Annotated in this window: 26 protein-coding genes; 14 read left to right on the top strand and 12 right to left on the bottom strand. The window is 62.8% G+C overall.

Going from position 1 to position 23,768, the window contains the following annotated elements; genetic code table 11:
• Positions 1 to 61: 61 nt before the first annotated feature.
• The 3 genes from JKL48_RS02940 to egtB form a co-directional block, all read right to left on the bottom strand.
• Entirely contained in the window at positions 62 to 1,171 is a 1,110-nt protein-coding gene (locus tag JKL48_RS02940; RefSeq protein WP_201978247.1) for a pyridoxal phosphate-dependent aminotransferase, read from the bottom strand.
• 11 nt (positions 1,172 to 1,182) lie between these two features.
• The gene (gene egtD, locus JKL48_RS02935) at positions 1,183 to 2,145 is read right to left on the bottom strand and encodes an L-histidine N(alpha)-methyltransferase (protein ID WP_201978245.1); all 963 of its coding nucleotides are present in this window, start codon (positions 2,143 to 2,145) and stop codon (positions 1,183 to 1,185) included.
• 134 nt (positions 2,146 to 2,279) lie between these two features.
• Positions 2,280 to 3,647, bottom strand: coding sequence for an ergothioneine biosynthesis protein EgtB (gene egtB, locus JKL48_RS02930; RefSeq protein ID WP_201978244.1), 1,368 nt, complete (start codon positions 3,645 to 3,647; stop codon positions 2,280 to 2,282).
• Between the two features lie 271 nt (positions 3,648 to 3,918).
• On the opposite strand from egtB, the gene JKL48_RS02925 reads away from it, so the two are divergent.
• From JKL48_RS02925 to JKL48_RS02910, 4 genes are all read left to right on the top strand, one after another.
• Positions 3,919 to 4,176, top strand: coding sequence for a KGG domain-containing protein (locus tag JKL48_RS02925; protein ID WP_201978242.1), 258 nt, complete (start codon positions 3,919 to 3,921; stop codon positions 4,174 to 4,176).
• Between the two features lie 40 nt (positions 4,177 to 4,216).
• Positions 4,217 to 5,287, top strand: coding sequence for an o-succinylbenzoate synthase (locus JKL48_RS02920; RefSeq protein ID WP_201978240.1), 1,071 nt, complete (start codon positions 4,217 to 4,219; stop codon positions 5,285 to 5,287).
• Between the two features lie 63 nt (positions 5,288 to 5,350).
• Positions 5,351 to 6,616, top strand: coding sequence for an aspartyl protease family protein (locus JKL48_RS02915; protein WP_201978238.1), 1,266 nt, complete (start codon positions 5,351 to 5,353; stop codon positions 6,614 to 6,616).
• Positions 6,617 to 6,681: 65 nt separating this feature from the next.
• Positions 6,682 to 7,059 (top strand): DUF423 domain-containing protein, encoded by a 378-nt coding sequence (locus JKL48_RS02910; RefSeq protein WP_201978236.1) that lies wholly within the window; start codon positions 6,682 to 6,684, stop codon positions 7,057 to 7,059.
• A 188-nt stretch (positions 7,060 to 7,247) separates the two neighbouring features.
• Here the strand turns inward: JKL48_RS02910 and JKL48_RS02905 are convergent, their stop codons facing one another.
• The 4 genes from JKL48_RS02905 to JKL48_RS02890 all read right to left on the bottom strand — a co-directional run bounded on the left by JKL48_RS02905 (position 7,248) and on the right by JKL48_RS02890 (position 10,505).
• A complete protein-coding gene (locus tag JKL48_RS02905) occupies positions 7,248 to 7,784 on the bottom strand; it encodes a DUF1573 domain-containing protein (protein ID WP_201978234.1) in 537 nt (178 codons plus the stop codon).
• A gap of 187 nt (positions 7,785 to 7,971) precedes the next feature.
• Positions 7,972 to 9,402, bottom strand: coding sequence for an ATP-dependent DNA helicase (locus JKL48_RS02900; RefSeq protein ID WP_201978232.1), 1,431 nt, complete (start codon positions 9,400 to 9,402; stop codon positions 7,972 to 7,974).
• Between the two features lie 165 nt (positions 9,403 to 9,567).
• Positions 9,568 to 10,023 carry a CdiA C-terminal domain-containing protein gene (locus JKL48_RS02895; protein ID WP_201978230.1) on the bottom strand — a complete coding sequence of 152 codons (456 nt, stop codon included), beginning with the start codon at positions 10,021 to 10,023 and terminating at the stop codon, positions 9,568 to 9,570.
• 17 nt (positions 10,024 to 10,040) lie between these two features.
• The gene (locus JKL48_RS02890) at positions 10,041 to 10,505 is read right to left on the bottom strand and encodes a PaaI family thioesterase (RefSeq protein WP_317191885.1); all 465 of its coding nucleotides are present in this window, start codon (positions 10,503 to 10,505) and stop codon (positions 10,041 to 10,043) included.
• Between the two features lie 201 nt (positions 10,506 to 10,706).
• Here JKL48_RS02890 and JKL48_RS02885 point away from each other — a divergent pair, with 201 nt between their 5' ends.
• From JKL48_RS02885 to coaD, 4 genes are all read left to right on the top strand, one after another.
• Complete coding sequence (locus JKL48_RS02885; RefSeq protein WP_236668585.1) at positions 10,707 to 11,312, top strand: DUF4126 domain-containing protein; 606 nt, start codon at positions 10,707 to 10,709, stop codon at positions 11,310 to 11,312.
• A gap of 107 nt (positions 11,313 to 11,419) precedes the next feature.
• Positions 11,420 to 11,926, top strand: a complete 507-nt coding sequence (locus tag JKL48_RS02880; protein WP_201978228.1) for an NUDIX domain-containing protein — start codon at positions 11,420 to 11,422, stop codon at positions 11,924 to 11,926.
• Positions 11,927 to 12,032: 106 nt separating this feature from the next.
• The gene (locus JKL48_RS02875) at positions 12,033 to 12,905 is read left to right on the top strand and encodes a DUF3822 family protein (RefSeq protein WP_201978227.1); all 873 of its coding nucleotides are present in this window, start codon (positions 12,033 to 12,035) and stop codon (positions 12,903 to 12,905) included.
• Positions 12,906 to 12,991: 86 nt separating this feature from the next.
• Positions 12,992 to 13,456 (top strand): pantetheine-phosphate adenylyltransferase, encoded by a 465-nt coding sequence (gene coaD / locus JKL48_RS02870; RefSeq protein WP_201978225.1) that lies wholly within the window; start codon positions 12,992 to 12,994, stop codon positions 13,454 to 13,456.
• Between the two features lie 9 nt (positions 13,457 to 13,465).
• Here the strand turns inward: coaD and JKL48_RS02865 are convergent, their stop codons facing one another.
• Both JKL48_RS02865 and JKL48_RS02860 read right to left on the bottom strand, forming a co-directional pair.
• Positions 13,466 to 13,942 carry a hypothetical protein gene (locus tag JKL48_RS02865; protein ID WP_201978223.1) on the bottom strand — a complete coding sequence of 159 codons (477 nt, stop codon included), beginning with the start codon at positions 13,940 to 13,942 and terminating at the stop codon, positions 13,466 to 13,468.
• Positions 13,943 to 13,958: 16 nt separating this feature from the next.
• On the bottom strand, positions 13,959 to 14,663 hold the full coding sequence (locus JKL48_RS02860; protein ID WP_201978222.1) for an NUDIX hydrolase: 705 nt from the start codon (positions 14,661 to 14,663) through the stop codon (positions 13,959 to 13,961).
• Positions 14,664 to 14,799: 136 nt separating this feature from the next.
• Between JKL48_RS02860 and JKL48_RS02855 the strand changes: the two genes are divergently transcribed.
• Positions 14,800 to 15,303, top strand: a complete 504-nt coding sequence (locus JKL48_RS02855) for a metallophosphoesterase family protein (protein ID WP_201978220.1) — start codon at positions 14,800 to 14,802, stop codon at positions 15,301 to 15,303.
• 133 nt (positions 15,304 to 15,436) lie between these two features.
• On the opposite strand, the gene JKL48_RS02850 is transcribed toward JKL48_RS02855, so the two are convergent.
• A complete protein-coding gene (locus JKL48_RS02850) occupies positions 15,437 to 15,853 on the bottom strand; it encodes a hypothetical protein (RefSeq protein WP_201978886.1) in 417 nt (138 codons plus the stop codon).
• A 241-nt stretch (positions 15,854 to 16,094) separates the two neighbouring features.
• Here JKL48_RS02850 and JKL48_RS02845 point away from each other — a divergent pair, with 241 nt between their 5' ends.
• From JKL48_RS02845 to JKL48_RS02830, 4 genes are all read left to right on the top strand, one after another.
• Complete coding sequence (locus tag JKL48_RS02845; RefSeq protein ID WP_201978218.1) at positions 16,095 to 17,138, top strand: threonine aldolase family protein; 1,044 nt, start codon at positions 16,095 to 16,097, stop codon at positions 17,136 to 17,138.
• Between the two features lie 162 nt (positions 17,139 to 17,300).
• Positions 17,301 to 18,566: a cation:proton antiporter gene (locus JKL48_RS02840; RefSeq protein WP_201978211.1), complete on the top strand. Its 1,266-nt coding sequence runs from the start codon at positions 17,301 to 17,303 to the stop codon at positions 18,564 to 18,566.
• Positions 18,567 to 18,623: 57 nt separating this feature from the next.
• The gene (locus JKL48_RS02835; protein WP_201978209.1) at positions 18,624 to 19,313 is read left to right on the top strand and encodes a metallophosphoesterase family protein; all 690 of its coding nucleotides are present in this window, start codon (positions 18,624 to 18,626) and stop codon (positions 19,311 to 19,313) included.
• A complete protein-coding gene (locus JKL48_RS02830; RefSeq protein ID WP_201978207.1) occupies positions 19,314 to 19,946 on the top strand; it encodes a DNA-3-methyladenine glycosylase family protein in 633 nt (210 codons plus the stop codon). It begins immediately after the preceding gene.
• Positions 19,947 to 20,078: 132 nt separating this feature from the next.
• Here the strand turns inward: JKL48_RS02830 and JKL48_RS02825 are convergent, their stop codons facing one another.
• Positions 20,079 to 20,756, bottom strand: coding sequence for a 2'-5' RNA ligase family protein (locus tag JKL48_RS02825; protein ID WP_201978206.1), 678 nt, complete (start codon positions 20,754 to 20,756; stop codon positions 20,079 to 20,081).
• Entirely contained in the window at positions 20,753 to 21,319 is a 567-nt protein-coding gene (locus JKL48_RS02820) for a DUF1572 family protein (RefSeq protein WP_201978205.1), read from the bottom strand. Before JKL48_RS02820 ends, JKL48_RS02825 begins: the two co-directional genes overlap by 4 nt.
• Before the next feature lie 171 nt (positions 21,320 to 21,490).
• Here JKL48_RS02820 and JKL48_RS02815 point away from each other — a divergent pair, with 171 nt between their 5' ends.
• Positions 21,491 to 23,698: an AsmA family protein gene (locus JKL48_RS02815; RefSeq protein ID WP_201978204.1), complete on the top strand. Its 2,208-nt coding sequence runs from the start codon at positions 21,491 to 21,493 to the stop codon at positions 23,696 to 23,698.
• Positions 23,699 to 23,768 lie beyond the last annotated feature (70 nt).

Raw genomic sequence — 23,768 nt, 5'->3', positions numbered from 1 at the left:
AATCGGCTGTAAGTCGCAGGCTTCGCCCAGACCCCACCGGCCGGCAACTGAGCGCAGGAGACTAATCTGCCAAGGTTTCCCGCATCCGTACCAGGGCCTGTTGCAGGGCATTCTCATCCACAGCATAGCTCAACCGGACGAAGCCGGGAGCGCCACACGTAGCACCGTCAACTACTTCCACGCCGGCCGCTGCCAGCCGCTGCACCAGCGCCGCCGATGCCTCAATGGCTGGCAACTCCGGGCCAAGAAACCGTGTGAAATCAGCAAACACGTAGTACGTGCCTTCGGGCGCGGTCACCACCGGCGCACCCGGCAGCGCAGCCAGAGCATCCAGCAGTAGCTGCCGTCGCGCAAGAAGCTGCGCGCACAGCATCGCCCCAATGGCATCGGCGTCGCGCGTAGCAGCCAGAGCGGCAGCCTGGTTGGGCAGCGGAACCGGCACGCCGGTACTGAACAGGCGGGCCGCTACCGCCTGCGCCAGTTCCGGCGGCGCCACCAGGCAGCCCACCCCCCAGCCCGCCAGCGCCAGCGACTTCGAAAAGCCGCTCACCACCACGTGCCGCTGGTGCGGGTCGGGCTGGGCCAGCAGCGTAGGCACCGGTACCGAACCAAAGCTGATGCCTTCGTAAATCTCGTCGCTGAGCACCCACAGCTGCGGAAATTCGGCCGTTACGGCCAGCAGCGCCGCCCACTCGGCAGCCGAGTACACGCGCCCCGTGGGGTTGCCGGGGTTGCTGAGGAGGAGCAGGCGGGTACTGGGGCCGAGAGCCGCCCGCAGGGTTTCGGGGCGCAGCGTGTAGTTGTCGGCGGCGGCCAGCGGCAGAGGGCGCACCACCCCACCGGCCCGCCGCACCAGGTCGTAGAAGCCAAACCAGTTGGGCGTGGGCAGCAGCACTTCGTCGCCCGGCGCCAGTATTTCGCTGAGCACGGCGAATAGCCCCGATTTAGCGCCGCCTGTGACCAGTACCTGCTCGGCGGTGGTTGCGCTGGCGCCGCGCTGCCGGTAGCGCTGGGCCAGGGCCTCGCGCAGCTCCGGCAGCCCGGCTGCCGGGCTTATCGCCAGCGGGTTTCCCTGCTGCCCGGCGCTGGTCAGAACGGCCTGCGCGGCAGCCAACGCGGCTGGCGGGATGGCAAAATTTCCGTAGCCGGAAGCAAGGCTGATGCGGTCCATTCCTAAAGGGGTTATTGTTCCTGCGTAGCCAGTACAACGTCGGCAAAGTCGGTGGCCGCGTCCGTGAATGTGGCCACCACCCGCAGGCCGGCTTCGGTGGCCAGGGCCTCAATCTGGGGCAGGGTAAATTTGTAGGAGTTCTCGGTATGAATCACCTCCCAGGCGGCAAAATCGAAGGTTTCTTCCAGCGCCGCAATGTGCACCTGCTGGGCGCGGGTGCTCACCAGAAAGGAGCGCACCGCCCCATTCACCGGGTTGTAGTCGGTGTAGTGCTGCCAATGGGCCAGGTCGAAATCGGCGCCCAGCTCGCGGTTGAGGCGGGTGAGCAGATTGAGGTTGAAGGCGGCCGTCACGCCCTGGGCGTCATCGTAAGCGGCCCGGATGCGGCGCGGGTCCTTCTGCAAGTCGAACCCGATAAGCAGGCGGTCGGCGGGCGTGAGGGGCGCGGCCAGCTGGCGCAAAAAATCCAGGCGCTCGGCCGGACCAAAATTGCCAATATTCGAGCCCAAAAACAGGACGGCTTTGCTGTCCGGCCCGGCCCGCAGTTGCTCCAGAGCGGGGCCATAAGCTTCCACCACGGGCGCCACGCGCAGGGCAGGCAGCTCTTGTTGCAGGGCCGCTACCAGGCCCGTCATGGCACCGGCCGAGATGTCGACGGGTGCGTAGGTGAAGTCCGGGCCACTGGCCAGCAGCTCGCGGAGCAGCAGCTTGGTTTTGGCGCCGTCGCCCGCGCCCAGCTCCACCAGGGTAAACCCCTCCCCTGCTTCGGCGCGCAGCGCAGCCGCAATGGCCGCGCCGTACTCCCGAAAGATGGCAAACTCCGTCCGGGTAGGATAATATTCCGGCAGTTCCATGATTTGCTGGAACAGCCGGCTGCCCACGTCGTCGTAGAAATACATTGACGATAACGCTTTGGGGCTGCGTCGCAGGCCATCAGCAACGTGCTGGGCCAGCTCGGTCAGAACATTTACCATGTAGAAATTACGAGTTTATGGTCCGCCAAACGGCAGCCTTCGGCCAGCGCGTAGCGAAAAAATGGATGCAAAAAATAGATTTAGTAAAACGGCCGGCGCGGTGGCGCTGCTCCTGAAACGTACCCGAGGGTTCGTTAGCTACGCACGGACCTGGCCAGCCGGATGCCGGTGAACTGCCAGCGCTTGTCGGCGTGGAAAAAATTACGGTAGCTAACGCGAATGTGGCTTTCTGGGGTGGCACAGGAGCCCCCGCGCAGCACCAGCTGGTTCACCATAAACTTGCCGTTGTACTCGCCCAGCGCGCCGGCCGCGCGGGCGTAGCCGGGGTAGGCGTGGTAGGCCGAATATGTCCACTCCCAGCAGTCGCCGAGCAGCTGATGGCACTGCGTGGGGTCGGCATCGGCGGGCAGGGGCTGCGGGTCAAACTGGCCGCTTTCCAGCCAAGTCCCGCCTTCGGTGCCGGCACCGAAATGGCGGGCGGCCGTTTCCCATTCAAATTCCGTGGGCAGGCGGGCACCGGCCCAGTGGGCATAGGCATCGGCCTCGTAGAAGCTGAGGTGGGTGACGGGCGCGGCGGGGTCTACGGGCCGCATGCCGTGGTGCGTGAAGCGCTGCCAGCGGCCGTTTTGCTGCACCCAGTACAGCGGCGCCTCCCATCCCTGCGCCTGGGCCAGGTCCCAGCCCTCGCCCATCCAGTAGCGGAAGTCGCGGTAGCCGCCGGCCTCCATAAAAGCCAGGTATTCGGTATTGGTCACCAGCCGGTTTTGCAGCTCGAAGGGCGCCAGCAGCACCTCGTGCGCCGCCAGCTCGTTATCGAAGCAAAAGCCCTCTTCCTGAAAACCCACGCGGTAGATGCCACCCGGCACCGGCAACCAGGACGCTTCACTTAATGAGGAATGAGGAATGAGGAATGAGGAATTATCAGGCGTCCCCAATTCTTCATTCTTCATTCTTAATTCCTCATTAAGCGCAGCGGAACGCGAAGCGTAGGCTGGCGCCAACGGGCTGGTGCTGAGAATGTACTTTATGTCCGTAGCCAACAGCTCCTGGTGCTGCTGCTCGTGCTGCAGGCCCAGCTCCAGTAGCTCAAAGAAAGCAGCGGGCAGGTCCTCCCTTTCGCGCAGCAGCGTGCCGAAGGCCGCGTCGACGTAGGCGCGGTAGGCAAGCACGTCGGCCAGCGGCGGGCGCGAGAGCGTGCCGCGGTCGGCCCGGTTCACGCGCGAGCCCAGGGAATTGTAATAGGAGTTGAATAGAAAGGCGTAATCGGGGTGAAATACCTGGTAGCCGGGGGCATACTCTTTCAGCAGGAAGGTTTCCCAAAACCAGGTAGTGTGGGCCAGGTGCCACTTGGGCGGGCTCACGTCGAGCATGGGCTGCACCACCGTGTCTTCGGGCAGCAACGGCGCGCACAAGGCCTGGCTTTGCGCACGCACAGCAGCGAAACGTTCCAAGTAGGACAATGCAGTACGGGACGGGGCCGCGAGGGCCTGAACTTGGGACATGAGCGAGCGCAAAAAATAAAAACGTACGGCACTAACCGACTTGGCAACCGAGAGGTTGCCGCGGGTTTTCAAAACGGTGGAAAATTCCTACTTAAGGAAAGCAAATTAACACGCAGGCCCCGATGAAAAGTACGTAGAAGCTCCTCGGTAAAAAGTGGTATTTATGGCTTGATATGGCGAAAAACACAACGAAACAGCTCTAAGCGAGTAGGTTTCCCCGACAGTCAATGCTAGCATTGCACTACACATAACCTTCTTTTCCACTATTCCAATGGCCACTCCAACTATGTCCACGGCTTCGGCCGCCAAAAATCCTACCCGCCCTGCCAACCGAGTGGGCACCAAAAGCCGGCGGGGCTTTGCGGCCATGAGCCCCGAGACCCAGCGCCGCATTGCCAGCGAAGGCGGAAAAGCCTCGCACGCTAGCGGCCGGGGCCACCGCTTTTCGGCCGATGAGGCCCGCGACGCCGGCCGCAAAGGCGGCTTGGTGAGCCGCCGCGGCAAAACCACCAACGCCAAGCAGCAATAGGGCCACAGCCGGGCCGGCGCCGGGCGCGCATCTTTGCGGCATGCTCCAGCTCCGCTTCTCGCAGCGCGCCCTGCGCTTCAACTTTCCGGCCCGCACCTCCCGGGGTGCCCTGGCCGAGCACGTTGCCTACTACCTGCAGCTTACCGACGACGCCATACCGGCCGTTGCGGGCTGGGGCGAAGCCGCCCCGCTGGCCGGCCTCAGCCCCGATTACGGGCCTGATTTTCCCGATGCCGTGGCGCAGCTCTGCGCCCGATTCAATGCCGGCGCATTGGCCACCTTCGCGGCGGCCGAGGCGCCGGCGTTCGTGGGTCCGGGCCTGCCGGCCCTCACTTTTGCTCTCGAAACCGCCGCGCTCGACCTGGCCCACGGCGGCCGCCGGCAACTGTACGACAACGCCTTCAGCCGGGGCGAAGCCGCCATTCCCATCAACGGCCTGGTGTGGATGGGCGACGCCGAGTTCATGCGCGAGCAGATTCGGCAAAAGCTGGCGGCCGGCTATTCGTGCCTCAAGCTCAAAATCGGCGGGTTGGATTTTGCCACGGAGCTGGCCTTGCTGGCCGAAATCCGGGCCGTAGCCGGGCCCGAACGCCTCACGCTGCGCGTGGACGCCAACGGGGCTTTTGCCCCGGCCGAAGCCTTGGGCAAGATGGCTCAGCTGGCGGCTTTTCACATTCACTCCATCGAACAGCCCATTGCGGCCGGGCAGGGTGCCACCCTGGCCGCGCTGTGCCGCACCTCCCCCATCCCCATTGCGCTCGATGAGGAGCTGATTAATCTTCCCGACTCCACCCAGCAGGCCGCTCTGCTCGACGAGGTGCGGCCCGCTTATATTGTTCTGAAACCGACCTTACTGGGCGGCCACGCCGCCACCCGCCGCTGGATAGCGCTGGCCGAAGCGCGCGGCATTGGCTGGTGGATTACTTCGGCCCTGGAATCAAACGTGGGCCTCAACGCCGTGGCGCAGCTTACGGGCGAGTACGACGTGCGGGGCTTCCCGCAGGGCCTGGGCACCGGGCAGCTTTATCATAACAACGTGGCCGCCCCGCTGCACATCGGGCACGGCGCTTTGCGTTACGACCCGGCGGGTCCGTGGGAGCATCCCGGCTGATACGGCCCCGGCAGATAATGGCGCGTCTTTTCGCTTTATTTACCGAATCGATTGCGCTTCGCCATGCCTGTTTCGTGCTTTATTCGTTGGTGGCTTTTTCTGTGCTTTTGCGCAGGAATAAGTCCTGACGTGCAGGCCCAGGCCATTGGCCCGGCCGCGCCTTTTCGGTTTCAGAACGCCCGGCGCCACCGCACCATCGTGCCCATGCAGCTCAACCGCAACCTGCTGGTGGTGCAGGCCAAGCTGAACGGCTACGGCCCGTTCAACTTTCTGCTCGATACCGGGGTGGGCACTTCCATCATCACCTCACCTGCGCTGGCCGACTCGCTGGCCCTGCACCACGGGCAGAAATTTCGGGTGGTGGGCGCCGGCGGGCTCGAAGCGGGCCTGCTGGCCTATCAAACCGATAGCGTGCGCGTGACGCTTGCCGGCCTGGAGGCACCCCGCATGACCTGGCTGGTGCTGTCCGAAGACGTGCTTAACCTCTCGGGGTACGTGGGCGTGCCGATTTACGGCATCCTGGGGTCGGAGCTGTTCCACAGCTTCGTGGTGACGCTGCACCCCGAAACCGGCCAGCTGCTGGTGCAGGCCCCGGCCACCTTCCGTGCGCCACACGGCCGGAAGTGGGCTTCCGTGCCTATTTCGCTCGAAAACAACAAAGCCTACTTCACGGCCACCGTGCAGCTCACCGACTCGCTCACCATGCCCCTGAAGCTGGTGCTCGATACCGGCGCCAGCCACGCGCTTTCCGTGGAACTCGACTCCGACCCGTGCCTGGTGGCGCCCACCCCCCGCCTGGCTACTGAACTCGGACGCGGCCTCACGGGCACGGTGCGCGGCTTTTTGGGGCGGGTGCGGTCGTTCCAGTTGGGGCGCTACACCATGCGCTCGGTCCTCACCTCCTTTCCTAACGCGGCCGATGTGCACCGCCGCGTCGATGTGCCCCGCAACGGCAACGTGGGCTACGAGCTGCTCAAGCGCTTTTCACTCGTCATCGACTACCCCCACCAACGCCTGCTGCTGCGGCCCAACCTGCAATACTCGCAGCCCTTTGAGCACGACATGTGCGGGCTGGACCTGCTGGCCACCGGCCCCGACTACCGCCGCTACCTCGTGCTGCGCGTCGAGCCCAACTCGCCGGCCGCCCTGGCGGGCCTGTCCGCCGATGATGAGCTGGTCAACATCAACCTGCTGCCCGTCAGTTTCTTCTCCCTCACCCAGCTGGGCCGCCTCATGCACTCCGAAGACGGCCGGGTGCTGCTGTTCGTGGTCCGGCGGCCCAACGGTGAACTCTACACCACCAACGTGCGCCTCAAGCGGCAAATCTGAGCCCGGCTCAGGGCCTACCTTTGCGCAGGCTTTTAGGCCGCATCATTTCCCTGGTTGCTATTTGTATGACTGCTCGACTTCTGATTCAACTCGCGGCCCTGTTTGGCGGGCTCGGCGTAGCCGTTGGGGCCTTCGGCGCCCACGCTCTGCACGATACGCTGGTAAAAGCCGGCCGCCTCGACACCTTTGAAACCGCCGTGCGCTACCAGTTTTTTCATGTGCTGGCCCTGCTGTCCGTGGGCGCGCTGTGGGCTGCCCGGCCCGAGCTGCGGGCACTGGGCACCACCGGCTGGCTTTGGCTGGGCGGCATTGTGGTATTCAGCGGCTCGCTCTATGCGCTGTGTTTCACGGGCGTTACCAAGCTGGGTGCGGTAGCACCCATTGGCGGGCTGCTTTTCCTGGCCGGCTGGGTTAGCCTGATTCTGGCCTTGCGGGAGTTGTAATCCCTACCGTAGTCATGCTGAGCGGAGTCGAAGCATCTCTACTGCGCGGCTAACCCTTTCGATTGGATTTCTCTTGCGGTAGAGATACTTCGACTCCGCTCAGCATGACGACCTCAATGAAATGCCAATAAAAAGGCGATTCGCACCTGCGAATCGCCTTTTTTGTTGAACTCAGCAGCGGTTGAAGCTTACTTCACTTTGGCTTTCAGCTTGCTGTCGCCGCTTTTCTCTTTTACTTTTTTGCCGTTGTCCTTCACGCTAACCGCTTCGGTGGTGGGGGCTGCAGCCGGAGCAGCAACGCTGGCCGAAGCCGAAGCTTCTTTCACTTCGCCTACCAGCGATACGGTGGTGCTGCCAGCAGTGGCGTTCGACTCAATGGTCAGCACTTTGTTCTGCATGCCCATTTTACCGGCCGAGTTGAAGTGGGCCGCGATGGTGCCGGTTTTGCCGGGCATCACCGGGTCTTTGGTCCACTCGGGGGTGGTGCAGCCGCAGCTCACGCCGATGTTGGAAATCACGAGCGGCGCCGTGCCGGTGTTCTTAAATTTGAAGGTGTGGTCCACGGTACCACCTTGTACTACGGAACCGAAGTCATACTTCACTTCTTCGAAGGTGATGGCGGGACCAGCGGTGGCACCGGCTTTGGCGGCAGCCGGGGTAGCCTGGGCCTGCGCGGTGTAAGCGGCAGCGGTCAGGCTCAGGGCGAGGAGCAAGGTTTTTTTCATGAACGTAATTGGGTTGAGGAGAGTAAAGAGGAATGTGGGGTTTAACAAATTTACTGGTTTCGCCCGTACTCACAAATTTCCTACCAAACTAGCCGGGCGGACCTGAAGAAAGCGTGAAGTTTAGTAAACGTAGGGCATCGCCGTTAAATTCCGCTTGGGCGCTGCCGTTTCGGCAGCACTTCACCGGTCAGTCTTCCTCCGGAGCGTCACTGATTAGCTTTTGCTGGAAATTCAGTAGAAATAACCGCTCCGACGCGCGGGTGATGGCCGTGTAGAGCCAGCGCGCAAACTCGCCCGCCAGCGGCTCGTCGGGCTTTAGAAAACCGTGGTCGACAAACACGGCCTGCCACTGCCCGCCCTGCGCCTTGTGGCAGGTAAGGGCGTAGGCAAATTTAATTTGCAGGGCGTTGAGGTAGGGGTCTTTGCGCATTTCCTTGTAGCGCTCGGACTTGGTTTTGAGGTGGGCATAGTCCTCGTTCACGGCCATATATAGGGCATTGTTGCGGTCGGAAGGCAGAGCCGGGCTTTCGGTGTGCAGCGTATCGAGCAGGAGCTTGACTTCGATTTCGGGCTCGTCGGGGTAATCCACCAGCCGGACTAGTGCCTGCGCAAAATGAAAGCCGTATACCTCTTCGCGCCGAATGACCTTGCGGATTTCCAGAAAGTCGCCGTTGGCCAGGAAGCCGATTTCTGATTCTTTGGGCAGCCAGAAATAGTTGTTGCGCACCACCATGAGGTAGTCGCCGCCTTCAATCTCCTCCTCCGCATCAAACAAGGCCCGCCGGATGAGCTGGTTGTACTGGTTGGCGTTGCGGTTGGAGCGGCAGATAATGGTGGTGTTTTCGTGCCCGAACTGGCGGTAGGCCCAGCGCAGGCCGTCTTCCAGCTTGTCGCCGCCCATCTTGAAAATGTCCCGAAAGCCCTTGGTGTGCAGCTGAACATTGGGCTGCTCCTCGCGCAGTTCCTCGCGCAGCTCGGTGGCATTCACCAGAATGCCCGACTCCTGGGCCTGGCGCATCACTTGGCGCAACTCCACGCTGCCCACCGTGGCGCGGAAGCGGTGGGCCAGCAGCTCCGGGTCGAGGGCGGGGCTCAGAAGCTGGCCCACCGGCGGCAGCTGCGCCGTGTCGCCAATGAGCAGCAGCTTGTTGCTGGTTTTCTCAAACACGTAACCCATCAAATCATCGAGCAGGCCATTTTCACCAAAGGCTTTCTCGTCCGAAATCATGGAGGCTTCGTCCACGATGTAGAGCACCTGCTCGGTGCGGTTGGGCTGGCGCTGGAAGTTGAGCCGCTCGGAAGGCGCGCCGGAGGTTTGGCGGTAGATTTTCTTGTGGATGGTGCTGGCGGCCACGCCCGCGTAGCCGGCCATCACCTTGGCGGCGCGGCCGGTGGGGGCCATCAGGGTGTATTTGCGCTGCATTCGGTGCAGCCACTGCACCAGGGCACTCACCACCGTGGTTTTGCCGGTGCCCGCGTAGCCGCGCAGCACAAACACCTTGCGCCCCGGCAGCTGGTCTTTCAAAAACGCATCGAGCTGCGTGAAGAGCAGGGCCTGGTCATCGGTAGGCTCGTAGGGGAAATAGTCGCGAACGGACGGGGTGCGGATGGAGAGCACGAAGAAATCTGGATAGAACGAACAAATGTAAGCTTGAGGGAGAGGAGAACTTAGTACCCTTCAGCAGTGTATATTTGTGCAGGTTGGTGCTTCGGCACCAATTTAGGCCGGGGCGAAAGCCCGGGCCCCAAAGGGGTGCATGGTCGACCATGCACCCCTATTTTTTTACTGCAGGATGCCGCGGAAACGGTTGCTGACTATTTCTGAACGGCTGAATGTGTACAACGTTTGCCCCAGCAATACCGCCACGGCCGCGATATTGGGGGTGCGCTGCGAACGGTCGTAAATGCCATCTTCCAGCCACGGCAACGGAAACTCCGGGGGCAGCCAAAGTAAAATGCGGTCCGCCTGTCGACTACCATCCCGCAGGGCTTTGTCAATGGCGTTGCGGCTGATTGCCGACGGTTTTTTGAATTCCCAAATGCTGTCATCGCGAGTAGCGTCGGGATTCTTTGCGCCGGTTGCGGCGGCCACCGGCAGCAGGCGCACCCGTTCCCCGCGCGCTGCCAGGAACAAGGCAATGGGAATGTTCTGACGGCTTTCGAGCTTGCCGTGGGTTTCGTGCATATCGACAAAACTGCCGTCGACGCCCTGAAATAGCCGGAAGTAGCCCGGCAACAACTCAGGCACTACTTGGCTCATGTTGCCGGCTCAATCACCGCCATGGTGGCGCTGGCCTTGGCAATCAGGAGGTCGTCGCACCATACCTCGGCCTCGCAGAAGTGCAGGCGCCGGCCGGCTTTCAGCACCCAGCCAATGGCTTTGATGCGCTGCCCCACGCCGGGGTGCAGGTAAGAGATTTTCAGGTCAGAAGTGACTACGCCAAAGTTGTCGGGCACGAGGGTGACGGCAGCGAAGCCAGCCACCAAATCAGCCAGCGTGGCAATGAGGCCGCCGTGGGCAAAGCCGCGCTGCTGCAGGTGCTTGTCGGCAAGTGCCAGTTCGGCCTCGACCCGGCCGGGGGTAATCACCGTCAAATCAGCCCCGATGAGGTGCATGAAATTCTGACGAACCAGCTTGCGCCGAATGCGGGCTTCGAGGTCGTCGGCAGGTAGAGACGCAGGAGTATGTTCGGAGCCAGGGGCTTGGTTAGCAATTGACACGGTGAATCAGAATTATTGGCTAGCAGTAAGTTATAAGAGGAATCAGGCTTGTGAATATTTTGTGCCGCTTTGTACTGAACAGTAGAAATTAAAACCTTCTTGAGCTAAAATGCTCCTCCTGCAAGGTCTGACGGACATTTTGTGAGGCAAGGGCCAAAGGTACTGGCTTCGGGGTGGCGCCCGTATCTTTCCGCTTCACATTTGCTTCTGATACCGATGATGGAACAGGTGCCGGCAATACAGTTTTTGGTGGCGGGCGCGTTGGGCCTGGGGCTGGCGGCGTGTAGCGGGTTTCGGGTGTTTGTGCCACTGCTGGCGGCCAGTCTGGCTTACCACACGGGCTATTTGGTGCCGGCTGGGGGCTTTGCGTGGCTGGGCAGTTGGGCGGCCCTTATCACCCTGGCCACGGCTACGGTAGTTGAAATTGCGGGCTACTACATTCCGCTGGTCGACCACCTGCTCGATACCCTCACCACCCCGGCCTCGTTCGTGGCGGGCACTATTTTGATGACTTCGGCCCTGCCCCACCTCGACCCTACCCTGCGCTGGACGCTGGGCGTGCTGGTGGGCGGTGGCACGGCCGGGCTGGTGCAAACCGGTACGGCCCTGTTGCGCGGGGCATCAACCGCCGCCACCGCCGGCCTTGCCAACCCCGTGCTGGCCACCGCCGAAAACACGCTGGCCGTGGGCGGCGTGGCCCTCACGCTGCTGTTGCCGCTGGTAGCGGCCGGACTGGCGTTGCTATTGGTGGTGGTTATTCTCAGCCGGCTGCGGCGCTGGCGGGCACGGCGGCGAAATGCTGCTTGAGGGAAGAGCGTTGGGGATGCAGAAAATAACAATGGCGAAAAATCGGCGTTAACCGTACACGACTGCGCGCTGGACTTAACAGCGGCGCTAACTGGAGGAATACACCTATGCCCAATTCAACAACCAATTTTCCCGACGACTTGCTGCGGGCCTACTCCGGGCAGGTGCGTGTGCGCGTGGGCGGGCTGCTGCTACGCGACGGCGCCATGCTGCTAGCCGCCCACCGGGGCTTGCTGCCCAAGGGGGCACCGTTCTGGTCGCCGCCGGGTGGGGGCTGGCAGTTTGGCGAGAGCATTCGGGGGGCACTGGTGCGGGAGTTTGCCGAAGAAACCGGCCTGACGGCCCAGGTGGGCCGTTTCTTACACCTGCACGAGTTCAGCACCAGCAAGCTTCAGGCGCTGGAGCTTTTTTTTGAGGTGCAGGTGCCCGATGCGCACTCGCCCAAACTCGGCCACGACCCCGAGCACGCGCCCGACCAGCAGCTCCTGACGGAGCTGGCCTGGTTCACCCCGCGCCAGCTGCTGCAGCTGCCTCCGGCGCAGGTGCACCCCATTCTGCGCATGGTGCTGAGTCCCGACGATGTGTTCGTCCCCCAAACCCGGTTTGTTGATTGAGGCTGTTCGCAGGCGTTTCCCACCTTGCCTTGCTCCTTTTTCACACTCAATCCTAAGCGCGGCGTTATCTTTAGCCCCGGCCACTGTGCCGGTTTAGCTCTGTTTCGTGCCTGCTTCTATTTCCACGTCTTCGGCAGCCTCAGCCGCCCCCTCCACCCTGCTGCGTCTGCGCGACGAGACGTTTGAGCCGGCCAATCCGGCCGCTTACAACCTCTACCTGCTGGCCGGCCCCGCCCGCCTGCAGGTAGCAGCAGCCGATGTGGAGCGCCGCAAATTCGTAGCCCTCGAAGAATACCAGCTGCCGGTGGGTGGCGTGCCGGCGCTGGCGGCGCAGCACGATTTTTTGGAGCACCGGGGCTGGAACGCGGTGCGGCTGGCCGTCACGGGGCGGGCCTTCACGTTGCTGCCGGCCCCGCTGTTCCGGGCCGGCGACGAAGAGGCGGCACTGCGGCTGCACCATACCCCCACTTTTTTCGAAACGGTCCGCCACACCACCCACCCCAGCCTGGAGCTGGTGAACGTGTTTGCGGCCGATACGGCGGTGGCCGACTGGCTGGCATTCACGCATGGCACGGCGGGCCGGCTGCTGCACCACACCAGCGCGCTGCTGGCTGGCCTGGTACATCAGCGCGGGGCCAACTCGCCCCGCCGCCTCTACCTCAACCCCGGCCAGCAGGAGCTGACGCTGGTAGTACTGGGCCAGCAGCTGGAATATTGCAACGTGTTTTCCTGCACCACGGCCGAGGATGTGGTGTACTACACCATTTTGGTGATGCAGGAGCTCGCCCTCGACCCCGACCAGGACGAAGTGACCGTGTGGGGAGATTTAACCCCTGATTCCGCCATTTTCAGCCTGCTGCGCACCTATGTGCGCAACGTGCGCTTCGGCTCGCGCCCCGGCAACGCGCAGTACAGCTACCGCCTCAACGACGTGTTCGAATACCGGTATTTCGACCTGTTCAGCCTGCATTTTGCCTAAAAAAAGTTGCGTTTTGAATGTTGAGGATTGAATGCGGCACCTTCTTTTCAACTCAACATTCAACCCTCAACATTCAAACCTTCCCCATGTCCCGCATTGCCCTTTTTCCCGGCTCTTTCGACCCCTTCACCAACGGGCACCTCGACATTGTGCAGCGGGGCCTGGGGTTGTTTGATGAGGTAGTGGTAGCCATTGGCACCAACAGCAGCAAGCAACGTTACTTGCCCGTTGAGCAGATGCTGGCAATACTCAACAACTTATTTCAGGACGAGCCCCGCGTTTCGGTGCGCACCTTTACCGGGCTTACGGCCGAATTTGCGCGCGAAACCGGGGCCCGCTACCTGCTGCGCGGCCTGCGCAACAGCCCCGATTTTGAGTACGAGAAGCCCATTGCCTTCGGCAACCAACACGTGAACCCCGGACTGGAAACCGTGTTTCTGCTCACCTCGCCCGCGCTGGCCAGCGTCAGCAGCACCATTATTCGCGACATTCACCGCTTTGGTGGCAACGTCGATGCATTTCTGCCCTTTGCATTGCCGCCAAAGGCATAATAGCCTGGCCTATTGGTTTAAGTGAGTCGACAGCACTCGCAGGCCCAACAATTTGGTGGAGCGCCGCGCCTCGAATACGGGCAGCACGAGGTATTCCGTCGCCCCAAGTTTGAGTTTAGCCCGACTCATCAGCGCGTCCTCGTTCGAGCCCAGCAGCAGCAGATTGTTCACCCGGCGGGTGCTGTAGCTGTAGGCCACCACCATGGCCAGGCCCCGATAGCGAAAGAGGCACATGGAATCCGGCGTTTCCTGCCGCTGCTGGAGCGGGGTTAGCGTAGGGTCCTGGAAATTTGCAGGCACCGGCAGCAGCGGACCCACGCGCTGGCTCAGCTCATCAATGGACAACGGCAGTAGATTGGGCACGTCAAGCTCAGCGGCCTGGGGCGGAGCTGCCTGGTGGGCACGCTCATGCACCGGCTCGTGCGAGCCCGAGCAGGCGCCCAGGCCCAGCCCGACAATGAATAACCCTGCAAATACCGGCCGCATAGGCCGCAATATACGGCTACTTGCCGGCAGCCGGTTTTTCCTTGGATGGCTTGCCCGCCATGTTGCTCAGGTAATGGCGCACCACCAGGGCAATGGACGCGTAGGAATCCTCCAGCTTGGCCAGGGCCTCCTGGGGCGACATCCAGCGTACTTCTTCGATGTATTCCTCGGTCTGAGGCTTCATCAGCGAATCATCGAGGCACTTCATCAGAAACCAGCTGGTTTTCTTCAGCATCTTGTTGCCTTTGTAGGCGTAGCTGTGCCAGGTGCTGGGCAGCTTTTCGCCCAATTCCAGCTTGATGTTGGTTTCTTCTTCCACTTCGCGCAGGGCGCCAGCGGCCTGGTCCTCGTCGCTCTTGAGCTTGCCCTTGGGCAGGTCCCATTTGCCGAGGCGGTAAATCATCAGCACCTGGTCGCCCTTCACCACCAGCCCACCGCCGGCTTTGGCAATTTTGAACTGGTCCTTGAAATGCAGGGTGATGAATTTTTTCTTTTTGACCAGCATGGTCAGCGACTTCAGCTTTTTCAGCTTCTTCACTTCCATCAGGCGCAGCAGCCGGTCGATGAACAGCGGGCCGGCGTCGCGCACCAGCACGTCGCCCACCAAGTCCTTGGACGTGAATTCGTCGTCGGGGCTAAGGATGAGGTCGAACTTGTGCTTGTACACTTTTTCGCTGAGTTTTTTGATAACCAGCGGAATGTCGTTGATGAAAATATTCATCGGGAGGAGCGGCTTGGGGAAACGATAACGGGCAACACGGGCCGCCGAAATCAGAAAAAAGGAAGAATACAGCTTTTGGCAGCGGCTGCAAGATAAGGGGCCCGGCCGATTTACGGCCCGGCCCCATCTTTGCGGCATGACGCGCATTGGCCTGCTTTCCGACACCCACGGTTATTTCGACGAGCGAATTGCGCATCATCTGCGCGGCTGCGACGAAATCTGGCACGCCGGGGACTTCGGCGATGCCCACGTGGTGGACGAACTGCTGGACCTGGCGCCGCGCTTCCGGGGCGTGTACGGCAATATCGACGGCACGGACGTCCGCCGCACCCAACCTTTGGTGCAGGATTTTGAAATTGAGGGATTGCGCGTGCTCATGACGCACATTGGCGGCTACCCTGGGCACTATGCGCCGGCGGCCCGCCCGCTGCTGGCCAACGCCCGGCCGGGCCTGTTCATCACCGGGCATTCGCACATTCTGCGTGTGATGCCCGATGCCAGGCTGGGCCTGCTGCACCTCAACCCCGGCGCGGCCGGGCAGCACGGCTTCCATCAGGTGCGCACGCTGCTACGCTTCGGCATTGACGCGGGCAAGGTGGTCGACCTCCAGGTGGTGGAGCTGGGCAAGCGCGGCCACTAGCCTGGGCTAAGCCGATGCAAAACCAACAAGCCCCGCCACCTGCCGAAACAGGAAACGGGGCTTGATGCAAAGCAGCGGGGGCAGCCACAACACTACGGGTGTAGTTGAGAGCGGGGCCCCGGCGGCAGATTTTTTAGAGCGCGATTTCGGGCTTGGGGTGCTCGCCTTCCTGGCCGTCTTCGTTCACGGGCTTGGTTTCGGCATCGGCAGCGTCGAACGCCTTGGCGTTGTCGGCTTTCTCGTCGGTGCCCGAAACAGCTTCCTTCACCGAGTCAACGGCGTCGGCTACTACTTCTTTGGCTTTTTCAACCACGTCGCTTTGCACAACGGCATCGGCTACTTCTTTCACTTTTTCAACGGCAGCGGCAGCGGTGCTTTTCACGGCAGCCACGGCGCCGGCTACGCCGGTGGGAGCAAAGCGCGACTTCAGCTCTTCCAAATCCACGTTTTTCAGAACGGGCGTACGGAGCAACTCTTTGATGATGTGCTGCTTGTTGTTGGCGCGGGCAATGTTCTTGCGGTGTTTGCGCTTGAGGCGGGTAACGGTCATGGTACCGGAATGATTAGAATCTAGGGCTTACGAAACGGAGGGCAAAAGTAAGGCTTTCTTGTTGAAAGTGCAAGCCCATGAGGCATTTTGCTGAATTACTGCGCATTCGGCGGCTGGGCCAGCCAGTGGCTGCGGGGGCTACTTTTGCTTTTCCGCTGCGCGCCGGGGCTGGGGGCGGCGCAATCCATCCTGCTGTTTATCATTTTCCTTTTTTTCGCCCTGCTATTGCCTGCTGCTTATTATGACCACAGAAAACCTTTCCCTGCCCTTGGTTGACCTGCGCTCGGATACCGTGACGCGTCCCACGCCAGCCATGCTGGCCGCCATGCTGGCCGCACCCGTTGGCGACGACGTGTACGAAGAAGACCCCACCGTGCGCCGGCTCGAAGAAATGGCGGCGACCCGCTTTGGGCTGGAAGCCGGCCTGTTTTGCCCCTCGGGCACCATGACCAACCAGATTGCCATCAAGGCCCACACCGAGCCGCTGAGCGAGGTGATTTGCGAGCAAACGGCCCACGTATATCTGTGGGAAGTGGGCGGCATTGCGTTTCATTCCGGCGCTTCGGTGGCCCTGCTGCCCGGCGAGCGGGGCCGCCTCACGGCGGAGCAGGTCGAGGCCGCCGTTCGGCCCGAAAACGTGCATTACCCCATCACCCGCCTTGTGTGCCTCGAAAACACCCACAACCGGGGCGGCGGCAGCTGCTACGCCCTGGCCGACTTGCGGGCCATTAGCGAGGTGGCGCAGCGGCACGGCCTGGCCCGGCATCTGGACGGCGCCCGCATTTTCAACGCTTTGGTCGCCACCGGGCAGCGGAGTGAGGAATACGGCAAGCTGTTCGACTCGATTTCGGTGTGCTTGTCGAAGGGCTTGGGGGCGCCGGTGGGCTCGGTCCTGCTGGGCTCGGCGGCGTTTATTCAGCGGTGCAAGCGCATTCGCAAAGTGATGGGGGGCGGCTGGCGACAGGCCGGCTACCTGGCAGCGGCGGGCATTTACGCCCTAGAAAACAACGTGGAGCGCTTGGCCGATGACCACCGCCGCGCCGCCCGCCTGGCCGAGGTGCTGCGCCAGCAGTCCTACGTGGCCGAAGTGCTGAACCCGGAAACCAACCTGGTTATTTTCCGGCTGCACGAGGCCGCGCCGGCCGCTAAATTTCTGGCCACGCTGGAGCAGCAGGGCATCCGGGCCAGCAGCTTCGGGCCGCAGTGGATTCGCTTCGTGACGCATTTGGACGTGGACGACGCCGGGCTTGCGCGAGTGGAAGCGGCGCTGGCGGGAATATCATAGTTCTCTGCTGCTGAAAAAACGTCATGCTGAGCGAAGTCGAAGCATCTCTACCGCGCTACGTAACTGTTTACTGTTGCAGTAGAGATGCTTCGACTTCGCTCAGCATGACGTTCATTTTTCTTTTCCTGTACTCCTTATCTCCCTGCATTTCCCCTAACTAATTTGGACCTCTACACCGCCCTTGCGCTGCTGCTCGTCATCGCCGCCGCGTTTGCCTACGTCAACCACCGGTTCCTGAAAATGCCGCCGGCCATTGGGCTGATGGTGCTGGGGCTGGCGGCTTCGTTGGCGCTGGTGGGGCTGGCGCGCTTCGAGGTGCAGCCGGTGCTGCATCTGGCTAAGCTGGTCAACAAGCTCGATTTCAGCACCATTGTGATGCAGGTGATGCTGGGGTTCCTGCTGTTTGCCGGCGCCATTCATGTGGATGCGCGGCGGCTGGGCAAGCTGCGCTGGCCGGTGGGCGTGCTGGCGCTGGTGGGCACGCCGCTGAGCACGGGGCTGGTAGCGGGGGCTATGTACGGGCTGCTGCCGCTGCTGGGACTGCCCACGCCGTTTATTTACTGCCTGCTGTTTGGGGCGCTGATTTCGCCTACCGACCCGGTGGCCGTGCTCAGCATCCTGACCAAAGCCAACATCTCCAAGTCTTTGGAAACGAAGATTGTGGGGGAGTCGCTGTTCAACGACGGCGTGGGTGTGGTGCTGTTTGTGGTGACGCTGGAAGTGGCCCTGATGGGCCCGCAGGACTTCACCTTGGGGCACGTCCTGGCCGTGTTTGCCCGCGAAACGCTGGGCGGGCTGGCGCTGGGCACGGCCCTGGGCCTGGGCACGGCGTGGCTGCTGCGCACCATCGACAACTACCAGGTGGAGGTGCTGATGACGCTGGCGGTGGTGGCGGGCGGCACGGCCCTGGCCACGCGCCTGCACACCTCGGGGCCATTGGCCATGGTGATGGCCGGGCTGCTGGTGGGCCACTTCAGCCGCAGCCGCGGGGTGCTCTCGGATGAGTCGCAAGACTACGTGGACAAGTTTTGGGAGCTGGTAGACGAGGTGCTGAACGCCCTGCTCTTCGTGCTGATGGGCCTGGAGGTGCTGGTGCTGGACCTGCCGGGGCGCACGGTGCTGGCGGGCGTGGTGGCCATTGGGGTGGTGCTGCTGGCGCGGCTGGTGGCGGTGTGGGTGCCGCTGGTGCTGCTGCGGTTGGTACCGTCGTTTGAGCCGTCGGACCACGGCGTGGCGGTGCTCACCTGGGGCGGGCTGCGCGGCGGGCTGGCTGTGGCGCTGGCCCTGAGCTTGCCGGCCACCATGCCGCGCGAGCTGCTGGTGGGCATTACTTACGTGGTGGTGGTATTTTCCATCATCGGGCAGGGGCTGACCATTGGGCCGCTGGTGCGCTGGCTGGGCGTGGGGCGGGCGACGCCAGCCGAATAACTGGCAAAACGCCCACGAAACCGGACCAAAAACCGCGCTTTTAACGTTGTTCCGTCCATGAATCTGTTCATTATTGGCGACGTGCACGGCTGTTTGCTCACGTTTCAGGAGTTGCTGAAGCACTGGGACCCGGCTACCGACCACCTCATTCAGGTGGGCGACCTGGTGGACCGGGGCGCCCACAGCCCGGCCACCGTGGAGCTGGCCCGCAGCCTGAACCAGCAGTACCCGGACTCGACCACTTTCCTGATGGGCAACCACGAGGACGCCATGCTGCTGCACTTTGGCCCCAGCGGCCCCTACCCCGGCTGGCTGGGCTGGGGCGGCCGCAGCACCAATGCCCAGTACAAGCGGCATCCCGAGCTGCTGGCCCGGCACCTGCCTTGGCTGCAAGAACGCCCCCTGCTCTGGCAAAACGCCCACGTGCTGGTGAGCCACGCCGGCATCAGCGCCTCGCCGCACGCCTTCGACCCCGAAAGCGCCGACGGGCTGCTGTGGGCGCGCGGCCCCCTCCGGCGCCTCGACCACCAGATTCAGGTGGTGGGCCACACACCCATGAGCGACGGCGAACCCGTGCACGACCCCGAGTCGCACACGCTGTACATTGACACCGGGGCCGTATTTGGCGGCAACCTGACCGGCCTGCGCCTCTCCCCGACCGGCACCGTCCTCGACATTATTCTGATTCCCGTTAACCCCGACGATTTGCTGGAGAAACCCCGCCTTTCGCCCCTCACGCCCCGCTAAATGCTGAACCAAGCTGCCATCGAACACCTCTCCGCTGCCGACCCCGTGCTGGGCGGCGTTATTGCCGGCGGCCGCGCAATTCACCCGCGGCCCCACGAAGATTTGTACCTGGCGCTGCTGCGCGCCATTGTGAGCCAGCAGATTTCGACCAAAGCAGCGGCGGCCATCTGGAAGCGCTTCCAGTCGCTTTTCCCGCCCGAAGGCTACCCCGAGCCGCGCGAAGTGCTGGCCCTGAACGAGGAAGAGCTGCGCGCCGTGGGCCTCTCGCGCCAGAAAGCCGGCTACCTCAAAGCCATTGCCGAGTACAACGAGCGGGGCCTGCTCGACTACGAGCACCTCACCAGCCTCTCAGAAGAAGCTTTTACCCAGCACCTCACCGCCATCAAAGGCGTGGGCCGCTGGACCGCCCAAATGCTGCAAATGTTTGCCCTCGACCAGCCCGACGTTTTTTCGGAAGGCGACCTGGGCGTGCAAAACGCCATGCGCAGGCTATATGGCCTGGAGGAAACCGGCCGGGCGCTGCAAAAGCGCATGCTCGTCATTGCCGAAGCCTGGCGGCCCTACCGCACGCTGGCCTGCAAATACTTGTGGCAAAGCCTCGACCAAGGCACGCAGATTCCGCCGACGGTATAGGGCTTTGGTGGAAAAAGCAGGAAAACGTCTGTCATCCTGAGCGCAGCGAAGGACCTTATCACCTGCGAACAATTCGTTTCAACAAGATAAGGTCCTTCGCTGCGCTCAGGATGACAGACGCTTAACTACTCCCTATTTCACCACGCTGGCCCCCATTTTAAACACTTCCTCTTTCACAAACCGCTCGCCGTCCTGCCGCAAAATGGCGAGGTTGTCGATGCTGATTTTGAGGTTGTAGGTTTCCTGGTTGAGGTAGGCGAGCACGGGGCCGAGCAGGTCGGCGGTGGTGTCGTGCAGGGCCAGGGAGATGTGCGGCAGCCAGCAGTCGGGCCCACTGAACTTGTCGGTACGCAGGCACAAGGGCGCGGTGGCGGCCAGAATGCGCCGGTGCAGGGCGTTGAGGGCATCGGAGCGCAGCACGGGGATGTAGATGACCGGCCGCTCGCCCGGAAACACGCCCAACCCCGTGGTAAAGGCCGGAAACGGCTCGGTCGTATCGGCCACCTCGGCCAGCACTTCCTTGAGCGAAGCCAGCTTTTTGACGCCGGCCAGCTGGTAGGTCAGGTGCGGGTCGAGGGTGGCCTGCACGTCATCAAGGCCGAATTTCTCTTCCAGGCTTTTGATAATGGCGTTGATGCGCACGGCGTGGGCCTGGCTGAGCAGTGAAGTAATTGCGAGCATGGGGCTGGTACGTTCGTTGGCGGTGGTACGGTGGTTGGCCGGGTCAAATTTTCGGCGCAACAGGTCCGAGACGGAGGGCTCGGGGTGGGTGTGCTCGGCCCGCAATTGGCCTTTCAGGTTGAAGCTCATGCGTGGGAAGCAGTGGTCATTCGCTGGTTGAATTGTTCGCTCTGCCCCCGCGGAATGCTCAACGACTGAAAGCCTTCACCTCGGATGAGCTTGGCCAGCTGCACCAGCTGGCCGGCGTGGTAGGCGTAGTGCGCCACCTGCCGCTGCACAGCCGCCAGCACCGTGTGGGGCTCGGCCCGAATGGTGACCGTGCGCAGCAAGTTGGCCGGCGTCAACTCATCAAGCAGGGCAAACAGCACCTGCCAGGCCGCTTCCCATTCGGCCTGCAGGGCGGGCACCGCGGCTGCGGTGGCGGGCTCCTCAAATTCCAAATCGCGCTGACGGGTGGGCTTTTCGCCGTCGGTGGTCAGAAAATCGGTGAAGCGCGAGCGCAGGTTGCCGGCCATGTGCTGCACGATAACGGCGGCGCTGTTGCTGCCCGGCGCGGGCCGGTACAGCCATTCGGCGGCACTGAGCTGGGCCAGGGCGCGGTCGGACAGGGCTTTGTATTGCTGAAAACTGTGGCGAAACGTGGCCAGCAGGGCCAGGCCCACGGGGTCGGGAAAAGGCGACGGTGTTTGCATAAGCCCAAAGTAACGCACTGGGCCAGCCCCGCGCCACCAAAACTTTCCCGCCGCCAAGTCCTTGTATAAAGCGTCACGGTCGGGAGATTCCCGGCTTCCATCGACTTTGCCCATTCTTGCTTCATCCCAAACGGATTAATTCCCGTTACGCAAACCGTAACCCCTGACTTCGTGCTCGAAACACCTACCGCTGCCGACTCTTCCGCTGCGACTACTGCCGCGCGGCCCCGCCACTGGGGCCGCTGGCTGCTGGTGGGCCTGCTAGCACTGGTGGGGCTGGTGGGTGCGGCCTTGCTACTGCTCGACCCCTGGCTGCGCCGCACCCTGGAAAAGCAGGTTGCCAAGCAAACGCATGGCCAGTACAGCCTGCAAGTGGGCGAGCTGCACACCAGCCTGTGGTCCAAAAGCATTCGCCTGGGGCACTTGCGCCTGCACCCCGCCGCCCAAGTGGCCGATACCCTCCCCCGCCTGCGCCTCGATTTGGCCCAGGTGCACGTTACGGGCGTAGGTCTGTGGGCGCTGCTGCGCAAGCAAGTGGTGCCCATCGACAGCGTGGTGCTCGACTCGGCCAAGCTGGAGGTGCTGGCCCTGCCCCGGAAGTCTGGCAAAAACGCCGGGCAGCCCTGGCAGGAGCGCCTGCCCTTGCACGTTAAGGGCTTACAAATTGGCTATTTCGGTCTGTTGCACGCCCAGGGCGGCTACCAGCCCGACGCCCCGCTCACGGGGCGGCTTGGGCAAGCCACGCTCACGGCCCAGCACCTGCTCATGAGTCCGGCCGGCGCGGCCGATACCCAGCGCGTGGCTTTTGCGCAAGCCTGGCAAGTGGCCCTGCACCGGTTGCAGGTCCGCGCGGCCGGCCACCGCATCAGCTTCGGGCAGTTGCGCTTCACCACGGCTTCCCGGCGCGCGACACTGGATTCATTGCGCATTCGGGAGCCGGCCCCCGGCCAGGGCAAGCCCGGTGCCGTACGCATCAATTTCACTGAAAATCGGGTGGTGCTGACCGGGCTGCGGGCGGCCGAGTGGCAGCACCAGCGCCGCTTTCGGGCCGATTCGCTGCTTTTTGACGCGCCGGACCTAGCCTTCACGCCGCCCGCCAAGCGCCCGCCCGACCTCTGGAAGCTGCTGGCCCCGCTGGCCCGGCGCTCGGACCTGGCCTACCTGGCCGTACGCCACGGCCACATGAAGGTAAACGGCCTCGCCCACGCCCCCACCGTAGAAACCGTGGACGCCACCGGCTTCGGCATTCGCATCGACTCGGCGGCGAAGCAGATGCCCGCCCGCATTGCCTACGCCCGCGCATGGAAAGCCAGCCTGGGCGGCTTGGCGGCCAATTTTGAGGGCCCCGAATACCGGGCCAAAGGCGCCCACCTGCACCTCAACACGACGGCCCGCACCATTCGCCTCACGGGGCTGTCGCTCACGCCGCATTTCACGCCGGTGCAAATGAACCTGCGCCACGGCTACCAGATTCCGCAGTTCAGCGTTCGGGTGCCGGAGCTGGCAGTGGCGGGGCTGGATTTTGCCACCCTGATTCGGCACGGCGATGTGCACGCGAGCCGGGCCACGGTGCGCGGCGCGGTGTTTCACCTGGCCTCCGATGGCCGCGGCCCCATCAACCCGCACCGCTCCATTATCACGCCGGAAGAAATGCGCAAGGTGCATACCGTCATCGATGTGCGCCGGCTCGACCTGGTGGGCGGCAACCTCTACACCCGCTACCGCAGCCCGCTGAGCCCCGTGATTGGGACCATGAACATCAACCGCTTCAGCGGCACGCTCTACAACGTGAGCAACGACCCGCGCCACCAAACCACCGCCCACCCGCTCACCGGCACGGCCACCGCCTACCTCCAGAACCAGTGCCGCATGACGGTGCACGCCGCCATTCCGCTGCTCGACCCCAGCGGCCGCCACCGCGTGTGGGGCAATTTTGGTGCGGGCGCCTTCAGCAGCCTGAATGCCATGACGGTGCCCACCCGGCTGATTGAGTTCAAAAAAGGCCAGGTGCAGCGCATCGATTTTGCCTTGCAGGCCGATAAAAAACAGGTAACCGGCACCATGACGGCCCGCTACTCCGGCCTGCAGCTGGAGCTGCTGAGCTACAAAAAAGGCGAGGTGAAGCAGTCGCTCGGCAAGAAAATTATTTCCAAGGCCGCCAACGTGCTGGTCATTCGCGACGAAAATCCGCGCAAGGGTGGCCGCGTCGTCACCGGCGACATGACTTCGAAGCGGGAGCCTCGCTTTTCGGTGTTCGTGCTGTGGCGGCAGGGCGTGGTAAGCGGCTTGCTGAACAATATTGGCCTGCCCAAAGGCATTGCCCAAAAAATCAGCCAAAGCCAGGACGTGGCCCCCTTGCCGCCCGCCGGCAGCCGCTAAGAAGGTGTTTGGGTTAACAAAAACGGTCATGCTGAGCGCAGTCGAAGCATCTCTATCGCTGCGTTGTCAC

It is taken from the genome of Hymenobacter rubidus (genome assembly GCF_016734815.1).
GTDB lineage: Bacteria > Bacteroidota > Bacteroidia > Cytophagales > Hymenobacteraceae > Hymenobacter > Hymenobacter rubidus.
This window is presented reverse-complemented; position numbering and strand designations above follow the sequence as displayed.